The sequence below is a fragment of the Stenotrophomonas sp. WED208 genome (assembly GCF_040984485.1).
Lineage (GTDB): Bacteria > Pseudomonadota > Gammaproteobacteria > Xanthomonadales > Xanthomonadaceae > Stenotrophomonas > Stenotrophomonas riyadhensis.
On sequence record NZ_JAZARB010000001.1, the window covers coordinates 2,206,578 to 2,223,135 of the forward strand.

Annotated in this window: 13 protein-coding genes; 5 read left to right on the top strand and 8 right to left on the bottom strand. The window is 65.4% G+C overall.

Features of this window, described 5'->3' with window-relative positions; all coding sequences use genetic code 11:
• Nucleotides 1-107: 107 nt before the first annotated feature.
• Nucleotides 108-1,754: a fatty acid--CoA ligase gene (locus VPH47_RS09820; RefSeq protein ID WP_368850659.1), complete on the bottom strand. Its 1,647-nt coding sequence runs from the start codon at nt 1,752-1,754 to the stop codon at nt 108-110.
• Nucleotides 1,755-1,883: 129 nt separating this feature from the next.
• On the opposite strand from VPH47_RS09820, the gene VPH47_RS09825 reads away from it, so the two are divergent.
• Nucleotides 1,884-2,558: a response regulator transcription factor gene (locus VPH47_RS09825; RefSeq protein WP_153855390.1), complete on the top strand. Its 675-nt coding sequence runs from the start codon at nt 1,884-1,886 to the stop codon at nt 2,556-2,558.
• A gap of 4 nt (nt 2,559-2,562) precedes the next feature.
• Here the strand turns inward: VPH47_RS09825 and VPH47_RS09830 are convergent, their stop codons facing one another.
• From VPH47_RS09830 to VPH47_RS09845, 4 genes are read right to left on the bottom strand one after another with little or no spacing between them, the layout of a single operon-like run.
• Complete coding sequence (locus tag VPH47_RS09830) at nt 2,563-5,898, bottom strand: PAS-domain containing protein (protein ID WP_368850660.1); 3,336 nt, start codon at nt 5,896-5,898, stop codon at nt 2,563-2,565.
• Nucleotides 5,899-5,934: 36 nt separating this feature from the next.
• The gene (locus VPH47_RS09835) at nt 5,935-6,414 is read right to left on the bottom strand and encodes a MaoC family dehydratase (RefSeq protein WP_368851578.1); all 480 of its coding nucleotides are present in this window, start codon (nt 6,412-6,414) and stop codon (nt 5,935-5,937) included.
• Between the two features lie 2 nt (nt 6,415-6,416).
• On the bottom strand, nt 6,417-7,295 hold the full coding sequence (locus VPH47_RS09840; RefSeq protein WP_197612041.1) for an alpha/beta fold hydrolase: 879 nt from the start codon (nt 7,293-7,295) through the stop codon (nt 6,417-6,419).
• 32 nt (nt 7,296-7,327) lie between these two features.
• A complete protein-coding gene (locus VPH47_RS09845; protein ID WP_368851579.1) occupies nt 7,328-9,490 on the bottom strand; it encodes a TonB-dependent receptor in 2,163 nt (720 codons plus the stop codon).
• 221 nt (nt 9,491-9,711) lie between these two features.
• Here VPH47_RS09845 and VPH47_RS09850 point away from each other — a divergent pair, with 221 nt between their 5' ends.
• Complete coding sequence (locus VPH47_RS09850; RefSeq protein WP_368850661.1) at nt 9,712-10,716, top strand: PHB depolymerase family esterase; 1,005 nt, start codon at nt 9,712-9,714, stop codon at nt 10,714-10,716.
• Nucleotides 10,717-10,765: 49 nt separating this feature from the next.
• Here the strand turns inward: VPH47_RS09850 and VPH47_RS09855 are convergent, their stop codons facing one another.
• Both VPH47_RS09855 and VPH47_RS09860 read right to left on the bottom strand, forming a co-directional pair.
• Nucleotides 10,766-11,449: an AraC family transcriptional regulator gene (locus VPH47_RS09855; RefSeq protein ID WP_258011492.1), complete on the bottom strand. Its 684-nt coding sequence runs from the start codon at nt 11,447-11,449 to the stop codon at nt 10,766-10,768.
• A gap of 471 nt (nt 11,450-11,920) precedes the next feature.
• Nucleotides 11,921-12,847 (bottom strand): hypothetical protein, encoded by a 927-nt coding sequence (locus tag VPH47_RS09860; protein ID WP_368850662.1) that lies wholly within the window; start codon nt 12,845-12,847, stop codon nt 11,921-11,923.
• Nucleotides 12,848-13,052: 205 nt separating this feature from the next.
• Between VPH47_RS09860 and VPH47_RS09865 the strand changes: the two genes are divergently transcribed.
• The 3 genes from VPH47_RS09865 to VPH47_RS09875 all read left to right on the top strand — a co-directional run bounded on the left by VPH47_RS09865 (nt 13,053) and on the right by VPH47_RS09875 (nt 15,844).
• The gene (locus tag VPH47_RS09865; protein WP_012511114.1) at nt 13,053-13,214 is read left to right on the top strand and encodes a hypothetical protein; all 162 of its coding nucleotides are present in this window, start codon (nt 13,053-13,055) and stop codon (nt 13,212-13,214) included.
• A gap of 72 nt (nt 13,215-13,286) precedes the next feature.
• Nucleotides 13,287-13,991 (top strand): lasso peptide biosynthesis B2 protein, encoded by a 705-nt coding sequence (locus VPH47_RS09870; RefSeq protein ID WP_368850663.1) that lies wholly within the window; start codon nt 13,287-13,289, stop codon nt 13,989-13,991.
• Nucleotides 13,992-14,002: 11 nt separating this feature from the next.
• Nucleotides 14,003-15,844 (top strand): asparagine synthase-related protein, encoded by a 1,842-nt coding sequence (locus VPH47_RS09875; RefSeq protein ID WP_368850664.1) that lies wholly within the window; start codon nt 14,003-14,005, stop codon nt 15,842-15,844.
• Here the strand turns inward: VPH47_RS09875 and VPH47_RS09880 are convergent.
• Entirely contained in the window at nt 15,841-16,551 is a 711-nt protein-coding gene (locus VPH47_RS09880) for an ABC transporter ATP-binding protein (RefSeq protein WP_153855380.1), read from the bottom strand. The two genes, VPH47_RS09875 and VPH47_RS09880, sit on opposite strands and share 4 nt — an antisense overlap.
• Nucleotides 16,552-16,558: the final 7 nt, after the last annotated feature.

Genomic DNA, 16,558 nt, shown 5'->3' on the forward strand with positions numbered 1-16,558 from the left:
CACGATCCGAGTCTGCTGCAGAACAGTGGCGCCCCAGGAGATCATCGACCCGGGGCGCCACTCCGCGCCTTGCCGGACGAACAGTGACGTCGGCGAACAGGCGAGCGTCACGCGCGGCCCAAGCCAGCCGCCGGATCATGCAGCCCACGCAGCTTTTTCTTGTTGATCTTGCCCACGCTGGTCCGTTCGATCGAATCCACGAAACTGACCTGCTCCGGAATCGCATAGCGTGAGATATCCCCGGCGCGGCTGCGGGCTGCGATCAGCTCGATGATCTCCGCCTCGCTTACTTCAGTGCCGGGCATCCTGACCACCAGCGGCAGCGGCCGCTCGCCCCATTTCGTGTCGGTGATGCCGATCACTGCGACTTCGCTGACCGCCGGGTGCAGGGCGATGATGTCCTCCAGAGCGAGCGAGGAAATCCACTCGCCTCCTGTCTTGATTACATCCTTGATGCGGTCGGTCACCCTCAGGTAGCCGCCTTCATCGATGTTGCCGATGTCCCCGGTATGCAGATAGCCTCCTGCCCACAGCGCTGCAGATGCATCCGGGTCGTGCAGGTAGCCCTGGGTGAGCCAGGGCGCGCGCACCACCACCTCGCCGGTGGCGATGCCATCGTGGGGAACGTCGTTCATGTCCGGATCGACGATGCGCAGCTGCACCAGCGGCACCGGAATGCCGGCCTTGGTACGCAGCGAAAGCACCTCATCCGCATCCGTCACGGCGTCCGCATCGATCTGGGCAAGCGTGAGCAGCGGACAGGTCTCGGACATGCCATAGCCACCGAAGATGTCGATGCCGCGAGCCAGAGCCCGCTGCGCCAGTGCACGCGGCAGGGCCGCACCGCCGATGATCACCTTCCAGTTGCCGAGATCGGTGTCGGCCGCAAGCGGGTGTTCCAGCAGCATGTGCAGGATGGTCGGCACGCAGTGCGAGAACGTCACCTTCTCGCGGGCGATCAGCGCCAGCAGCTGGGCAGGCACGTAGCGCCCGGGGTAGACCTGCTTGATGCCCAGCAGCGTAGCGACGTAGGGCAGGCCCCAGGCGTGCACATGGAACATGGGGGTGATCGGCATGTAGACATCACCGCGATGCAGGCGTCCCTGGTTGGCCGCACTGCCCAGCGCCGCCATGCCCGTCAGTGAGTGCAGGACCAGTTGCCGATGGCTGAAGTAAACCCCCTTGGGCAGGCCGGTGGTGCCGGTGGTGTAGAACACCGTGGCCCGGGTGTTCTCGTCGAAGTCCGGGAAATCGGTGACCGCAGAGGCTGCGCGCAGGCCGGCCTCGTACTCGGTCACGAAACCCTCTGGCAGTGGACCGCCGGCATCATCCAACAGAACGCGTACGCGCAGGTCCGGCAGCTGTTCGTCGATGGCCTGCAGTATCGGCAGGAATTCGCGATTGGCGAGGACGACCCGTGCGCCGCTGTGGTTGAGCGTGTAGGCAATCTGTTCGGGTGCCAGGCGGATGTTCACCATCATCAGCACCGCACCGATCATTGGAACGGCGAAGTAGGCCTCCAGATAGCGGTGGCTGTCCCAGTCCATCACCGCCACGGTGTCACCCTGCTTGACCCCGAGCGAGGTCAACAGCCCTGCCAGCTGGCCGATGCGCGCCTGCAGCGTCCGGTAGTCGAAGCGGACCGAGTCGCCGTAGACAATTTCCTGGTCCGGGCTTACTGCCAGCGGTGTGTGCAGCAGCTGCTTGATCAGCAGCGGGCAGGTGGAGGCGTCGGGAGCAGGGGAGAATGACATGGTGAGTCCTCGTGGGCGACGCATCGGATGACGCCCTTCATGCCACCACACTATCGGCACGCCCGCGTGACGCCAGCGTACCTAGGTACGCCTTCCCAAAGGCGGACGATTTGCTACTCTCGCCTGGACATGCCAACCCTGCTCATTGCCGACGATCACCCCTTGTTCCGCGCCGCACTGCATCGCGCGGCCGAAGAGGCGGTTGCCGATCTGCAGATCAGCGAGGCCGACGCGCTGGACAGCGTGCTTGAGGTGCTTGAACGCCAACAGATCGACCTGATGCTGCTCGACCTGCATATGCCGGGCAATCATGGCCTGGCTGGGTTGGCCACCATCCGCGCACTGCAGCCAGGGCTGGCCATCATCATCGTCTCGGCCAATGAAGAGCCGCAGGTGATCCGCCGCGCCATCGACCTGGGTGCTGCTGGCTATCTGCCCAAGAGTTCGGGCCTGAACGAGCTGCAGGCGGCACTGCAGTCCGTACTGGATGGTGAGCGCTGGATCCCGGCGTTGCTGCGCGAGCCCGTGGCACGCGTGGTGCCCTTCAGCAAGGATGCTGATCTGGCTGCGCGGCTGGCCAGCCTGTCCGCGCATCAGTACCGGGTGCTGAGCCTGGTGGCCGAGGGACTGCTCAACAAGCAGATTGCCGATCGGCTCGGGGTGCAGCTGCGAACGGTAAAGGCGCACATGACCCGCATCATGGAACGGCTCGGGGTCCGCAATCGTGCGCAGGCGATCCGGGTGCTGCATGAAATGGGCCTGGCCGACCCTTCCCGCCAGATCGAAGAGTCGCGCAGCCCCTGACTCGTCAGGCCGTGTTTGTGGAACGGGCCGTCAGCAGATGGTTGATCGCCCAGCGCAGCGCCAGTGGCTTGAAGGGTTTGTTCAACAGCGAGAGACCGGCGCCACGTACGGCATCGCGGGTCTCGCCGCCGGTATCCGCACTGAGGATCACCGTAGGCCGTGCCCCGTGCGCCGCAACCAGCCGCGTGAACAGTGACACACCCGTGTCGCCGTCATCGAGGTGGTAGTCGAACAGCCACAGCGCCGCATCGCGCGCCGACGAACCGATGCCATCCGCATCACGCACCGCGATGACGTCGCAGCCCCACGACAGCAGCAACTGCTGCATTGCCGCCAGCGCATCCGCATCGTTGTCGACCACCAGCACGCGGATACCCTTGAGCGTGCTGCTGCCGCTGGCAGGCGGTTCGATCCGCGGTGCCGCTGGTGCTGCGATCCGCGCCACGGCGATGGAGAACACCGAGCCGCGGTCCACCGTGCTGTGCAGCCGCAACGGGGCATGCAGCAGGTCGGCGATGCGGTGTGCGATGGTCAGGCCAAGCCCCAGGCCCTGGCCGTTGCTGCGATCGACGCGGTGGAATTCCTCGAACACCGCCGCCTGCTGCTCGGCGCTGATGCCGGGGCCGGTATCGTGCACGCCGATGGACAGGGCGTGCCCCTGGCGGCGCACGCCCAGCAGGACGCCGCCATGGCGGGTGTAGCGAAGGGCGTTGGCGAGGAAGTTCTGCAGCACCCGGCGCAGCAGCAGCGGATCGCTGTGGACCCAGGCACGGGTCCGCAGGTAGCGGAACTGCAGCCCGCGCGCCGCCGCCAGCACCGCGAACTCCTGCGCGAGCGGATCGAGCACGGTCGAAAGCGCGAACGGACGCGGATCGGCGACCAGCCCGCCCGCCTCAAGCCGGGAGATATCCAGCAACCCGGACAGCAGGTCGTCGGTGGAGTCCAGCGCACCACGGATCTGGCGCAGGAAGCTGTCGAGGAACTCCGATTCGATGTGCTGCGACATCGCATCGGTCAACAGCTGTGCCGCATGCAGCGGCTGGATCAGGTCGTGGCCGACCGCCGTCAGGAACCGCGTTTTCGCCACATTGGCACGCTCGGCGGCGTGCACCGCCTGCTCCAGCCGTGCGGTGCGGTCCTGTACGCGGCGCTCCAGGGTTTCATTGCTGCGCTTGAGCGCTTCCTCGGCGCGGCGGAACGCAGTGACGTCGGTGAAGGTGGCCACGTAGCCACCGCCCGGCATCGGGTTGCCACGGATCTCGACGATGGTGTCGTCAGGAAAGATCCGCTCGGACAGGTGTGGTGTGCCACGCCGCATGTGTGCAACGCGACGCAGCAAGGCCTTGTCGCGGGAGTCACCGGGGCCGTCGCCGATCTTCAGTTCGGCCAGTGCCCACGCCGTCAGGTTGACCACCGGCTGCCCGACCTGCAGCAGCTCGGGCGGGAACTTGAACAATGCCGCGTACTGGCTGTTCCACGCCACCAGTTGCAGCTGTGCGTCAACCACGCTGATGCCCTGGCTCATGTTCTCCAGCGCCGCCTCCAGCAGGCGCTGGTTGAAGCGCAGCACCTGGGTCGCTTCGCCAACTGCACGGGTCACCGCATCCAGTGGCGCAGTGCCGCCATCGCGAGCGGCCTCCACCAGCAGGCGTGCCATGCCCGCACCGACCACGGCGGTCAGCTCGCGTTCGACCGCAGTGACCCGGTCGTCATCCAGCATCTGTCCGGCGGGCCCCTCCATCAGCTGGCGCGCACGCTCCTGGCCGAGGAAGCGTCCGGCGGTCCTGCGCAACGAAGCTGCAGCCACCGCGTCGCGCCGCCGGGGCTGCGATGGGCGCACTGCCCGCGATACCAGGACAACCGCCAACAGGTTGATCGCCAGGCTTGCGCCCATGCTGAGGGCGATGTGCCCCGGCTGCACGCGCAGCGAAACGACGGCCAGCCAGTGCAGTTCATCGGCGCCCGCGGCCGGGGGCGTGGCAGGGACCACCATCGGCAGCAGTACCAGCCACAACCAGGCCAGCGACCCCAGCACGATGCCGGCGATGATGGCCGGGGAGGGCGTGCGCGGGCGATACACCGCCAGCAGGACCGCCGGCGCCAGCTGCGAGAGGGCGGTGAAGGACATCAGGCCGAAATCGCTGAGTGCCTCGGTGTCACTCATCGCCCGGCTGTACAGCCACGCCATCAGGAACACGGCGAGGATGCCGGCACGGCGGAAGGCCAGCACGCGTGGACGCAGATCGGCTGCCGCGGCACCGCCGGCAATGCCGTCCAGCAACCGTGAGCCGAAGCCATGGTTGCCGAGCATGATCGACAGGGTCAGCCCGGACAGGATCATCATGCCGGTGGCCGCGCTCAGGCTGCCCAGGTAGGCCAGCAGCGCCAGCAGGTGGTGGCCACCGGCCTGCGGCAGCGCCAGCACGTACAGGTCAGGTGACACCGATGCGGGCAGCTGCGCGGCACCGGCCAGCGCCATCGGCACCGACGGCAGCCCGATGAGCAGCAGGTAGACCGGGAACATCCAGCGTGCCGTCCTCAGGTCCGAGGTCTGGCGCAGCTCGACCACACCGACATGGAACTGGTGCGGCAGGGTAAACGCGGAAATCGCGCCCAGCGCGACCATGGTGAGATAGTCCGGCATGATGGCCGGCGGCGGCAGCTGTGCCATCTTTTCCAGCAGCGGCGTGCCCGCCTGGCGCACCGACAGCGCCGCATAGAGGCCAATGGCGAGCAGCGCCACCAGCTTCAATACCGACTCCAGCCCCAGCGCGACCACGATGCCACGATTGGGCTCGGTGGCCGATGCCTTGCGTGCACCGAACAGCAGGGTGAACGCGGCCATCGTCAACGCGAACCAGAACGACATGTCCAGCTGCGCGGCAGCAGGCGCGAAACGATCGCCCAGCAGGGCGCCCAGGCCCTGGCTGACAGCCTTCAACTGCAGGGCGATGTAGGGAATGATGCCGAACAGTGCCACCAGCGTGATGGTGAAGCCGAGGCCGCGATCGGCACGCAGTCGTGCGACGACCAGATCGGCGATGGTGGCACTGTTGTGCTGCTTGGCCAGCCGCCCCAGGCGGAGCAGGAACGGCAGGCCGAAGGCAAAGATCAACGCCATGCCGGCCAGGGTGGGTGGAATCGGGAAGCCCCATTGCAGGCCCTGCGAGGCCGCGCCGTAGTAGGTCCACGCGGTGCAGTGCACCGCCAGCGACAGCGCATAGATGAGCGGCCATGCCTTCGACAGCCGATGCCCCCGGCGTTCGCCCCACAGCGCGACGCCAAACAGCAGTGCGGTCCATGCAATGCAGGCGAAGAGGACGATGGAGGGCGTCAACATCGCTCCAGTGTAGGGAGAGAACCGGGCAGGGTGGTGCTAGGGGGCGACCACGATCAGTGACAGCTGCTCAGCGACCAGTGCCAGCGCGCCATCGGCAACCCGTTCGACGGCCTTGCGCTGGGTCAGCAGCCACTGGCCGGGCTGGCGCGCGTCCAGTGACACCAGCTGCGAGCGTACCCGCACCCCGGACCCGCTTGGCACCGGTGCCAGGAAGCGGACCTTGTTCAAGCCGTAGTTGAGCACGTGGTCGATGCCGGGGAAGCCAGCGAGGGCGGCCACATCGTCCTGCACGGTGAGCGAGAGCAGCAGGAAACCATGCGCGATGGTCTGCCCGCCCGGCAGCTGCGCCTGCGCGCGGCCGGGATCGACGTGGATCCAGTTGTGGTCGCCGGTGGCGTCGGCAAAGGCATCGATGCGCGCCTGGTCCACGCGGCTCACGCCACTCACCCGCTCGCTGGCCGCCCATTGCTGCAACGCCCGCAGAGCAGGAGGCAGGGCGATGCCGGTGTCCTCCATGCTCACGCCACACGCTCCAGCAAGGTCAGGATCGCCTCGCGCGCCTCCGGCTCGGACAGCATCGGCGCATGGCCGACGTCCGGCACTTCCACCAGGCGTGCGCTGTCCGAGGTGGCCGCCATCTGCCGCGCGACATCGGCCGGCAGGATGTCGGACAGCGCACCGCGCACCACCAGTACCGGCACCCGTGCGGTCAGCCCGCGTACCGCACGCCACAGCACCGGCCGCAGCAACCACAGCAGCCAAGGGCGCGTCGTTCGGATCACCGCCGGGTCGTAGTCCAGCTCCAGCAGTCCATCGCTGCGTGGGCGGAAGGTACGCACCGCCATTGCTCGCCAGTCATCGCTGCTGAAACGCGGGAACGCGGCCTTGCCGATCGACGCCACATAGGCCGTGGCCTGCTCCAGATCCATCGGTGGCACCGGCTTGCCGGCGTACTTGCCGATCCGTGCCAGCGCCTCGCGTGGCACCTTCGGGCCAGCATCGTTGAGCACCGCTCCGGCAATCCGCTCAGGCGCACGCGAGGCGAGGGTAATGGTCACCAGCACGCCCAGCGAGGTGCCGACGAACACGGCCTTGTCGATGTTCTGCGAGCGCAGCAGCGCGACCATGTCGTCCGCATAGGTGCGCGGGTTGTAGCTGGTGGGGTCATGTGCGCGCTCCGAACCGGCGCGACCGCGCAGATCGACCGCGATCACGCGCCAGCCCTCGGCGGTGAGTGTCTCGGCCAGTGCATCGAAATCGGCACCATTGCGGGTCAGGCCGGGAATGCAGACCACGGTGCCGCGGGGCGCCTGCCCGGCGTCCGCTGCATGGTCACGCGCGTGCAGGCGCAGGCCATCGTCACTGTTCCAGTACAGATCTACGTAAGACTGCATCATGCAGGGGCTTCCTGGAAATCGAATCGGATGCTCTAGAAATCGTAACGGACGCTGAGGCTATATTGGCGCGGCGGGCCATAGAAACCAATCAGCGTACCGACCGCAGGAATGTTGTAGCCGGTGGTGCGGTATTCCTTGTCCGTCAGGTTGGTACCCTGCAGCGAGAAGGTCCACGCATCATCCAGCCGCCAGATCACACCGGCATTGACCAGTCCGTAGCCGTTCTGCCTGATCACCGGGCTCAGGTCGGTGGTCGGCCAGACTTCGCTCTGGTAGCTGTAGCTCACCCGTGCCGACAGGTTGCTGCCATTGGCCAGCTCGGTACGGTACTCCACGTTGAACGCCCCGGAGAATTCCGGTGCATTGGTGAACTTCATCTGCTTGGCCACATTGACGCCACGATCCATGTACTCGTCGTACTTGGTGTCCAGCCAGGCCAGGTTGCCGGAGATCAGCCAGTGCTGGCTGGGCAGGTACTGGTATTCGACTTCCAGGCCCTTGACCGTGCCCGCGCCGGCATTGGTGAAGTCGCCGAAGAAGGAATCGTCGATGCCATCGCCATTGGTATCCAGGCCGGTGAACACTGACAGCTGGATGTCCTTGTACTTGTTGTAGAAGGCCGACAGATTGAGGAACAGGCGCTGGTCGAGGAAGGCCATCTTGCTGCCGACTTCGTAGCTGTCCACGGTCTCGTCGTCGAACGGCTCGGCCGAGCGCGGCACGGCCACAGCGTTGGCGCGGATGTTGTAGCCGCCTGACTTGAAGCCACGGGTGGCCAGCCCGTAGACCATGATGTCCGGGGTGATCTGGTAGTCCAGCGAGACCTTGGGCGAGACGTTCTTGAAGTTGGTCTTCTTGTCGAAGTCCGCGGTCACCGCCACTGGCCGGCTGAAGCCCGGGTCGGCGTAGAGGCGGTTGAGCACGATCGCGCGCTTGTCCTCGTCGGTGTAACGGGCGCCCACATCCAGCTTGAGTTTGCTGGTCAGGTCGAAGGTCCAGTCCGCGTACAGCGCGATGCTGTCGGTCAGCACCTTGCCCTGGTTGTCGGCGAACTGCGCACTGAAGTAGTTGTTCTGGATCTGCCCGCCGGCCTCGCCACTGAACTGGTACAGGCCGACCACACCGCGCACCCGGCCGCCGGCATCGTAGTTCAACTGCACCTCGTTGCTGACCTGGTCGTCGTGATAGGTGCCGCCCACGTCGGCCAGCTTGACCGGCGCGGTATCGAAGTCGATGTTGGCCTCGCTGTCCGATTCACGCTTGGCGACCACGTACTTCAGCGCAATGTCCTCGTTCGGCCGCCAGTTCACCGTGGCCGAGGCACCCTTGCTCTCCACGTTGTTGAGGTTGCGCATGCCCGAGCGGATGTCATAGCGGCTGTCCATCGGCGGGTATGCGCGCAGGAACGGATTGGGCGCCAGCATCTTCGAACCGCGCATGCCGGACTGGTCATCGATCCAGTCCAGTGCGAACTGCACGTCGAAGTCATCGCCCGCGTACGCGCCGACGTTCAGTCGCGCGGCATTGATCTGCTTGTCGCTGACCGGCTGGCCGTTGAAGGTGTTCTCGCCAAACCCGTCGTGGTTCATGCTGGCCACCGCCACGCGGGCGCGCAGGCCACTGTCGGCACCACCAATCGGGCCGCCGATGGCCGCTTTTGCATCCAGCTGGCTGTAGTTGCCCACGGTGATCTGGGCGAAGCCCTCGGTCTGGGTCGGCAGGCCGCGCGAGATGTACTTGATGGCACCGCCGATGGTGTTCTTGCCGTAGAGCGTGCCCTGCGGGCCGCGCAGCACTTCGATGCGCGAGACATCGAACACGTCCAGCAGCGCGCCCTGCGGACGTGCGATGTAGACGTCATCCAGATAGATGCCGACGCCCGGGTCCGCGCCCCAGGTGGGGTCGGACTGGCCGATGCCACGGATGTAGGCAGTGACCGTGCTGCTGGCGCCGCGTGCCGCGTAGATGGTCAGGTTGGGCACCTGCGCGTCCAGGTCGCTGATGTCCTGGACATTCATCCTGTCCAGCGCCTCCGAGGTAAAGGCGGTGACGGCCACCGGCACTTCCTGCAGGGTTTCCTCGCGCTTGCGTGCAGTGACCTTGATGCTGTCCAGGTTGGTCGGCGAAGCGGATCTGCCTGCCGTCGGCGCGTCCTGTGCCAGTACCGGCCCCGTGGCCAGCAGCGCGCCGATCATGAGACTCAAACAATTCCGTTTCATTCGGTCCTCCCCCAGGCATGAACGTGCGGATGGCCCATTGCCACCCCTGCAGCCAAGGCTAGCGGTGTCATCGGCCGGCAGCGAGTGGACCTAGGTCCAGTCGGCAGCGGCCGGTGGATGCGGATACTGGGCGCGCCCCCAACCGGAAGCGGTCCCCGGTACTCCTTCATCCACGACTCACGCATGAGGATCTGGTCATGAAATCCGGAATCGATTCGATCAAGGCAACAGTGCTGGTGCTGTGCACCTGGCTGGCAACGGCGGGCAGTGCGCTCGCCGCGGGCCCTGCCGGGCATTGGGATATCGGCCTGTACGGCAATCTGTTCGGCGCCCGTGAGTACCAGGTCTGGGTACCAGCCGGCTACGACGCGGCCCAGCCACTGCCCCTGCTGCTGGTGCTGCACGGCTGCGTGACCGGGCCGAACCTGATGGGCGAGGCGTCGGGTTTCAACGATGTGGCCGACACCGAAGGGTTCATTGTGGTCTACCCCCGGCAGAACGTCACCTCCAATCCGGCCCGCTGCTGGAACTGGCAGCTGCCGATCAACCAGGCCCGCGACAGCGGCGAAGCCTCGATCCTGGCCGGCATCGTGGACAAGGTGAAGGCGGGCTACAGCGTGGATCCGCACCGGGTCTATGTCACCGGCATTTCCGCAGGCGGTGCGATGACTTCGATCATGCTGGCCTGCTATTCGGATGTGTTCGCTGCCGGCGCCATCCATTCCGGTGGCATGTTCAAGGGTGCGACCACGATTTCCGGTAGCGCCTATGCGTTGCTGGCTGGCAGCATCTATTCGCCGGACAGCAATGGTCGTCTGGCCTGGCAGTGCTCGGGATCGCCGTCGCCGCGACCGCTGCCGGTGCTGGTGTTCCATGGCAGCGCCGATCTCACCGTCAATCCGGTGAATGGCCAGCAGGCCGTGCGCCAGTTCCTGCAGACCAATGATCTGGCCGACGACGGCCTGGACAACGACTCGGTGAAGTACGTGCCGACCAGCACCTATCATGGCCAGGTGCCGGGTGGACGTGCGTACACAGTGGATACCTACGCCTACGGTGGCAGGACGCTGGTGCAGCAGTATGTGGTGCAGGGCATGGGCCATGCGTGGAGCGGCAGCCAGTCCGGCCTGCCGTTCACCGACCCGAAGGGGCCGGATGCCACGCTGATCACCTGGTTGTTCCTGAAGGACTACCAGCGCTGAAGGAAAGGGCAGTCCTTGCCGGTGCGGGAGACACGCGCTCCCGCATCCGTCAACGTGGCTCCTGCGGCCGCTGATCGTCGGCGTCCGATACCGGCTGCCGAGTGCCTCGTTCCGCCAGGAAGCGCTTGGGTGGTGCCCCCACGGCCTTGCGGAACATGGTCACGAACGCCCCGGCACTGTCGTAGCCCAGGTCATCGGCGATGGCCTGTACTGTCCGGCCCTTGGCCAGCAGCGGCAGTGCCACCACCACATGCAGCTGCCTGCGCCAGCGCCTTACGCTCAAACCAGTTTCTCCAGAGAACAGGCGCGACATGTTGCGCTCACTCATTCCGATCCGGCTCGCCCAGACCTCAAGCGTTGCCCGTTCGGCTGGCGTGTCCAGCATCGCATTGGCCAGCCGGCGCAACCTCGCATCGGATGGCATGGGCAGATGGAGCCACTCCGGTGGCGCGGCGATCAGCTCATCCAGGAGCACGGCCATCAGCCGGTCCTGCGCGCTATCAGGTTCATAGTGCTGGGGAAGGGCGGATGCGCGCACCAGCAGGGCCTGCATGAACGGGGTGATTGCCATCGCAGCGCAGTGCGCCGGCAGTCCCGGGACAGCACCGGGTTCGACGAACACCACGAAGCCATGCGGCCGTCCACTGCTGCTGGCCCGATGGGACAGACCACCGGGAATCCAGATCGCGCCCTGTGGCGGAACCACCCACAGGCCCGCTGCAGTCTCCAGCATGATCAAGCCACGCGTGGCGACCAGCAGCTGTGCCTTCCGATGCGCATGGAAGGGCATTTCCCAGGCATCGGGAATGGGATCGAGCCCAAGCACCATGACCGGAAGATCGACACGGTCCGGATAGTCGGGCCCAACCTCGCTCAGCCCCGCAATCGAAATCTCCACGCTGGTACCTACGCCCCAAAGCCACGCCGGGCAGCACGGTGGCGCTTACTCGTCATCGTGTACCGATCCCGGTTCGCGCTTATGCCAGACATAGATCAGTCCCATCAGGACATGGACGATCGGAGCGTCCTTTCCTGCGGGTTCGGCAGCCCATGACTGTTCAATCACGCTGACATCCTCTCTGGTTGAGGATGAGAAGCGTATGGGTCAACCCGACAGGCGTCATTCGACAGTTCCGCCAGGTGATTCACCAATCCGGCCATCTCTGCCGAGGTGGCCCCAGGAAAGGGAGGGTTCGGCCCAGGATTACAGCGCCGGAACCGTGATCCTCTGCAGGTCGAGCTTGGCCCTCAGAGCGTAGTGCTTGCGGGTGACCGGTACGACGCAGGTCAGGCGGGGATCGACATAGTCCTTGAACAGCGGCGGCCGCGGGGAAGACAGGTAGAATCCGCGATCCTGCTTGACCGCTGCCGGCAGCAGAACCTCGCTGAAGTCGCTGTCGGAGGCATCGGTAACGAGGCAGGGCGCATGGCGGAACCCGAGCCGGCGCAGCAGGTACAGGCGATGGGAGCCATTGGTCAGCACCATGCGCTTGCCAAACCGGGTAGCGCTGATCAGGTTGTCACTGAAACCCAGATAGATGACGACGGCGTGGCTGGCTGCGCCGAACGGCTCGTAGTCGGTGATGGCAGCCGGATCGAGGATCGCCACATCGAGGAAACGCAGGTCGTTCGAGGTGGACGCGAAGGTGTAGCTGCCATCGGACTGGGTGAAGCGCACTTCCGGATGTGCATGGCTGCCGCTTCGCGCGACAAGCTGCATCACCTCCTGCGCGGTGGGCGAGGCGGTCAGGGATGCCGCCAGCTGGTCGATGTGACGCAGGTTGATGCACTCCTGGAAGATCACCAGTCGATCGATATCGACCATCTGCCAACTGCGCGGCAGAACACTCGTCATGCGGTGCATCGAGGGTTGCCGCAGCGCCTGCTCAGCCAGCGGCAGCATCTCATCCGGCAACGCATGGACATTGATGGCTTCCGCCTCACCGGCTTCCTCCTGCTGCAGCCTGAGCACCTCGGCACGCGCCGCCCGCCAGTCCTCCACCAGCGCAGCCTCGTCGAAGCGGCCCGGCGGGCAACGCTCCCGCACGAAGCGGATGAACTTCGGCAGGGGAAACATCCCCTTCAGCAGAAGCGTGGGATCCAGCCCGTCATCACTGATCTCGGTGTTCATCCCTCTTGCCTCTCATGGGTCGCATCGACAGCGGGCAGGCAGCGTCATTCGTCACGCCAAAATAATATGTTATATCGTAACATTTCGGTGCCTTGGCGGCAATCGCCCTGCAATGTGGCGGCGATGGTGGCTTGGCTGCTCCGTATCCAATGCAACGCGATCCAACGCAATGCGCGGGTACATCCACTGACGATAGGAGATGTTCATGAACGAGCTGATTGAGCTGGGTGTAGTGGCAGGACAGCAGAACCCTGAGGATCAGGGTGTGGGTGGCGAACTGATCGAGCTGGGCTCGGTGGTTTCGGAAACGAAGGCGCACAACCACGGCACGTTGTGGGACGGCGTGTTCCCGACCACGTCGCCCTGATCTACCGCGCAATGTTGCATCTGCGGTGCATGCCCTGCATGCACCGCTTCTCCGGTTCCGGCGCAGGAGCGCATGATGGAGCAGGCTGCCGCCCCGTATTTCCTGTCAAAGCACGCCCACGTCTGTGTCACCGGCGATGCGATGGTGATTCTGGACCAGGCCACGGGAAAGTATCTTTCCCTTGAAAAACGCGGCGCCGCAGGCCTTGGCAAGCTCGTTCTCGATTGGCCCCTGCAGTCCGATGACGCAAGCGCCCCCAGGCTTCTGCAGGCCTTGATCGACCGCCGCCTGATCACCACGGATCCGCAGCAGGGGAAATCCGCTGCCAGCCCCGCGATTGCGCTGCCACGGTACTGGGCGCGCGAAGGCGCGCCGCGTGGCCGTCCACCCATCATGGCGCGCGACCTGCGTCGATTCATCGCCTCGTGCGCCTATGCCGCCTGCAGCAGAACAGTCCTTCCTTTCAGTGCCACGGTGTCGGCCGTGCGCCGTCGGGCGGATCGCGGCCACGGCAGGCCGGTGAGCATTGAAGAACTGGCCCTACGGGTGCGGGTGTTCGACTGGCTTCGACCCCTGGCCTTCAGGAAGACCGATGAGTGCTTTCTCTACTGCCTGGCAATGCACGGATTCCTGTCGAAGTACGGCATCGTTCCGGCCTGGGTGTTCGCGGTCGGAACCCAGCCGTTCGCCGCGCACTGCTGGCTGCAGCACGGCGATCACGTGCTGACCGACATTCCCTTCAACCTGCGCCGGATGGTTCCCATCCTGGTGCTGTAACGAAACCTGCCATGTACCGATACCTCGCCGTGCTCTGGAACACCCACTCGGAATCCGCGACGGCCCAGGCGGAACGGATCGTGGAAAGGATTGGCGCCAGGCTGCCTGGCACCGCCTGCGTGATGAACGGCAACGGTGCGGCGATCCATGTGCAGAGCGACAACCACGGCTATTTCGAATGCGGTCGCTCGAACGCGCTGGTGGTATTGGGCAAGCTGTTCCACAAGACGTTCGGCGAAGGCGCCGTGCCTGCTCGCGTGGACCTCGATGCCGCATCAGCGCATGCCGCCTGCAGCAGCCAGGGCCGCAGCATCATCGAACAGTACTGGGGCCGCTACGTGGCGTTCGGATTCCAGCAGGAAACATCGAGCTGGTTCGTCCTGCGCGATCCCACTGCGGAGATCCCGTGCTACCTGACCACGGTGGGCCAGTTGACGCTGGTCTTCTCCAACATGGAAGACTGCCTGATGCTGGGCCTGCGCGATTTCAGCGTTGACTGGTCCTTCCTGTCGTACTCGCTGCTGTACCCGTTTCGTGATGGCCTGCAGACCGGCTTCGAGGAGGTCACGGCGGTCGAAGCGGGCGAGGCGGTTTCAATCCGCGATGGAGAGCCGGTGGGCCGCTACTGCCAGTGGGACGTGGTGCGACTGGCCCGCGACGCGCCGATCGAGGATCTTCAGGAAGCCGTGTCGCTGGCGCGTTCCACGCTGCTGGGCTGCATCGGTGCACTGGCCAGCCAGCACCGGCGCATCCAGCTGCAGCTGTCGGGTGGGCTGGATTCCTCGATCATCCTGGCCGGTCTGCTGCAGGCGCCGTCTGCACCCGAGGTGACGTGCATCCATCACTACGATGAGGGCATTGGCGCCGACGAACGGCTGTTCGCACGGATGGCAGTGCAAGGGGCCAGTGATTCTTCGGGCAGGCGTTGCGAATACATCGAGTACCGAAGGCGGCCTCACTGCGCGCTGGAAGAGATCATGGCCTTCCCACGCACGGCCCGGCCGGCGCATTGTTCCGGCTATCTTCTCCACCGCCGTGACGTGGCCTTCGACGGTGACACCGTGCAGTTCACCGGTGTCGGCGGTGATGCGGTGTTCCTGCGCTTCAAGGGCAACGCCGCTGCGATCGACTATGCCTGGCGCCGCGGCATCGACCGGGATTTCTTCCGGGTCGCCTTCGAAACCGCGCAGTCCGGCGATTCACTGTACGGCGTGCTGAAGGATGCGGTCGTGCAGGGACTGCTGAAGCGGCCGGCCAGCATCAATGGTCGTTGGGGAAAGCCCTGCCCATGGGTGCGGGTGGACCTGTCCGAACAGGATGGCCTGCAGCCGGCCTGGTTGCGGCATGCGCAGGCGCAGGGCCATCACGTATCACCCTACAAGCTGGCCCATATCGGCCGCATGGTGTTTCCGACCAGCGTCCTTGATCCCTTCGAAGGTGCCGGCCACTGGCATGGCGTATCGCCGATCAGTGCGCAGCCGCTTGTCGAACTGTTCGCGCGCATTCCGCTGCACCTGCTCATCGCGGACGCGGAAGACCGCACCATCGCGCGGCGTGCAATGAAGGGACTGTTGCCGGATGCGCTGCTGTCGCGGAAGGTGAAATCCTATCTGGATGATCACTCCGTGGCGGTCACCCAAGGGCACCAGCACTTCATCAGGAATCTGCTGGTCGATGGAATGCTGGCCAGGCGTGGCTATCTCGACAGCGCGCTGGCCGATGCGGGCATCCAGCAGGTCGGCCCGGACCACTCGTCGCAGGTGCTCGGCATCTTCGGCCCACAGATCAACATCGAAGCGTGGCTGCGGCGCTGGTCCGGCCAGCGTGGCGCACAGGCGGCCGCCGTGGCCTAGGCGCTGCGGCTCATCTCTTCCAGATAGAGACTCTCGAGATCGTTCGCGGTGATCGTGCTCGCATCCAGCGTCCTGCGCAGGCGACCGGCCCGCATCAGGCCGATCGTGGTCGCCACCTCACGGGCACGGAACAGATCGTGGGTGGCCATCAGGATCGCCGTGCCGCGATCGCGTTGCCGCACGATCAACTCGTGGAATTCGGCTGACGCCGTTGGGTCCAGGCCCGAGGTGGGTTCATCCAGCAACAGGGCGCTGGCTTCCTTGACGATGGCCAGTGCGATGCCGACCTTCTGCCGCATGCCCTTGGAATAGAGGCCCACGCGTCGCCCGAATGCGTCGGTCGCCAGACCGGCGGACCTGAGCGCGTCCTTCAGCCGCGCAGGCGAGCGTTCCTCGACACCGGCCAGGCGGGCGAAGTAGTCCAGGTTCTCATAGCCGGTGAGCTCGTCGTACAGCGCCACGGTCTCGGGGATGTACAGCAGCCGCCGGCGTACCTCCTGCGGCTGCCGGTGCGCACTGAGACCGTCCACTTCGGCCGCACCGGAGGTGGGTTTCAGAAAGCCAAGGAACAGTTTGATGGTGGTCGATTTGCCGGCGCCGTTGGCGCCCAGCAGGCAGAAGATCTCGCCGGGCTTCACCTCGAAACTGACGTCATCCAACGCCCGATGTGCGCCGTGTTCCATGACCAGGCTTTTTGCAGACAGCATGTGGACG

Excerpts from the sequence above, each read along its gene's own strand:
- VPH47_RS09870 (WP_368850663.1), top strand. The coding sequence starts at position 13,287 with ATGATGGAGCAGGCTGCCGCCCCGTATTTCCTGTCAAAGCACGCCCAC.
- VPH47_RS09865 (WP_012511114.1), top strand. The coding sequence starts at position 13,053 with ATGAACGAGCTGATTGAGCTGGGTGTAGTGGCAGGACAGCAGAACCCT.
- VPH47_RS09875 (WP_368850664.1), top strand. The coding sequence starts at position 14,003 with ATGTACCGATACCTCGCCGTGCTCTGGAACACCCACTCGGAATCCGCG.
- VPH47_RS09850 (WP_368850661.1), top strand. The coding sequence starts at position 9,712 with ATGAAATCCGGAATCGATTCGATCAAGGCAACAGTGCTGGTGCTGTGC.
- VPH47_RS09840 (WP_197612041.1), bottom strand. The coding sequence starts at position 7,295 with ATGATGCAGTCTTACGTAGATCTGTACTGGAACAGTGACGATGGCCTG.
- VPH47_RS09845 (WP_368851579.1), bottom strand. The coding sequence starts at position 9,490 with ATGATCGGCGCGCTGCTGGCCACGGGGCCGGTACTGGCACAGGACGCG.
- VPH47_RS09855 (WP_258011492.1), bottom strand. The coding sequence starts at position 11,449 with ATGCTGGAGACTGCAGCGGGCCTGTGGGTGGTTCCGCCACAGGGCGCG.
- VPH47_RS09830 (WP_368850660.1), bottom strand. The coding sequence starts at position 5,898 with ATGTTGACGCCCTCCATCGTCCTCTTCGCCTGCATTGCATGGACCGCA.
- VPH47_RS09820 (WP_368850659.1), bottom strand. The coding sequence starts at position 1,754 with ATGTCATTCTCCCCTGCTCCCGACGCCTCCACCTGCCCGCTGCTGATC.
- VPH47_RS09880 (WP_153855380.1), bottom strand. The coding sequence starts at position 16,551 with ATGCTGTCTGCAAAAAGCCTGGTCATGGAACACGGCGCACATCGGGCG.
- VPH47_RS09825 (WP_153855390.1), top strand. The coding sequence starts at position 1,884 with ATGCCAACCCTGCTCATTGCCGACGATCACCCCTTGTTCCGCGCCGCA.
- VPH47_RS09835 (WP_368851578.1), bottom strand. The coding sequence starts at position 6,414 with ATGGAGGACACCGGCATCGCCCTGCCTCCTGCTCTGCGGGCGTTGCAG.
- VPH47_RS09860 (WP_368850662.1), bottom strand. The coding sequence starts at position 12,847 with ATGAACACCGAGATCAGTGATGACGGGCTGGATCCCACGCTTCTGCTG.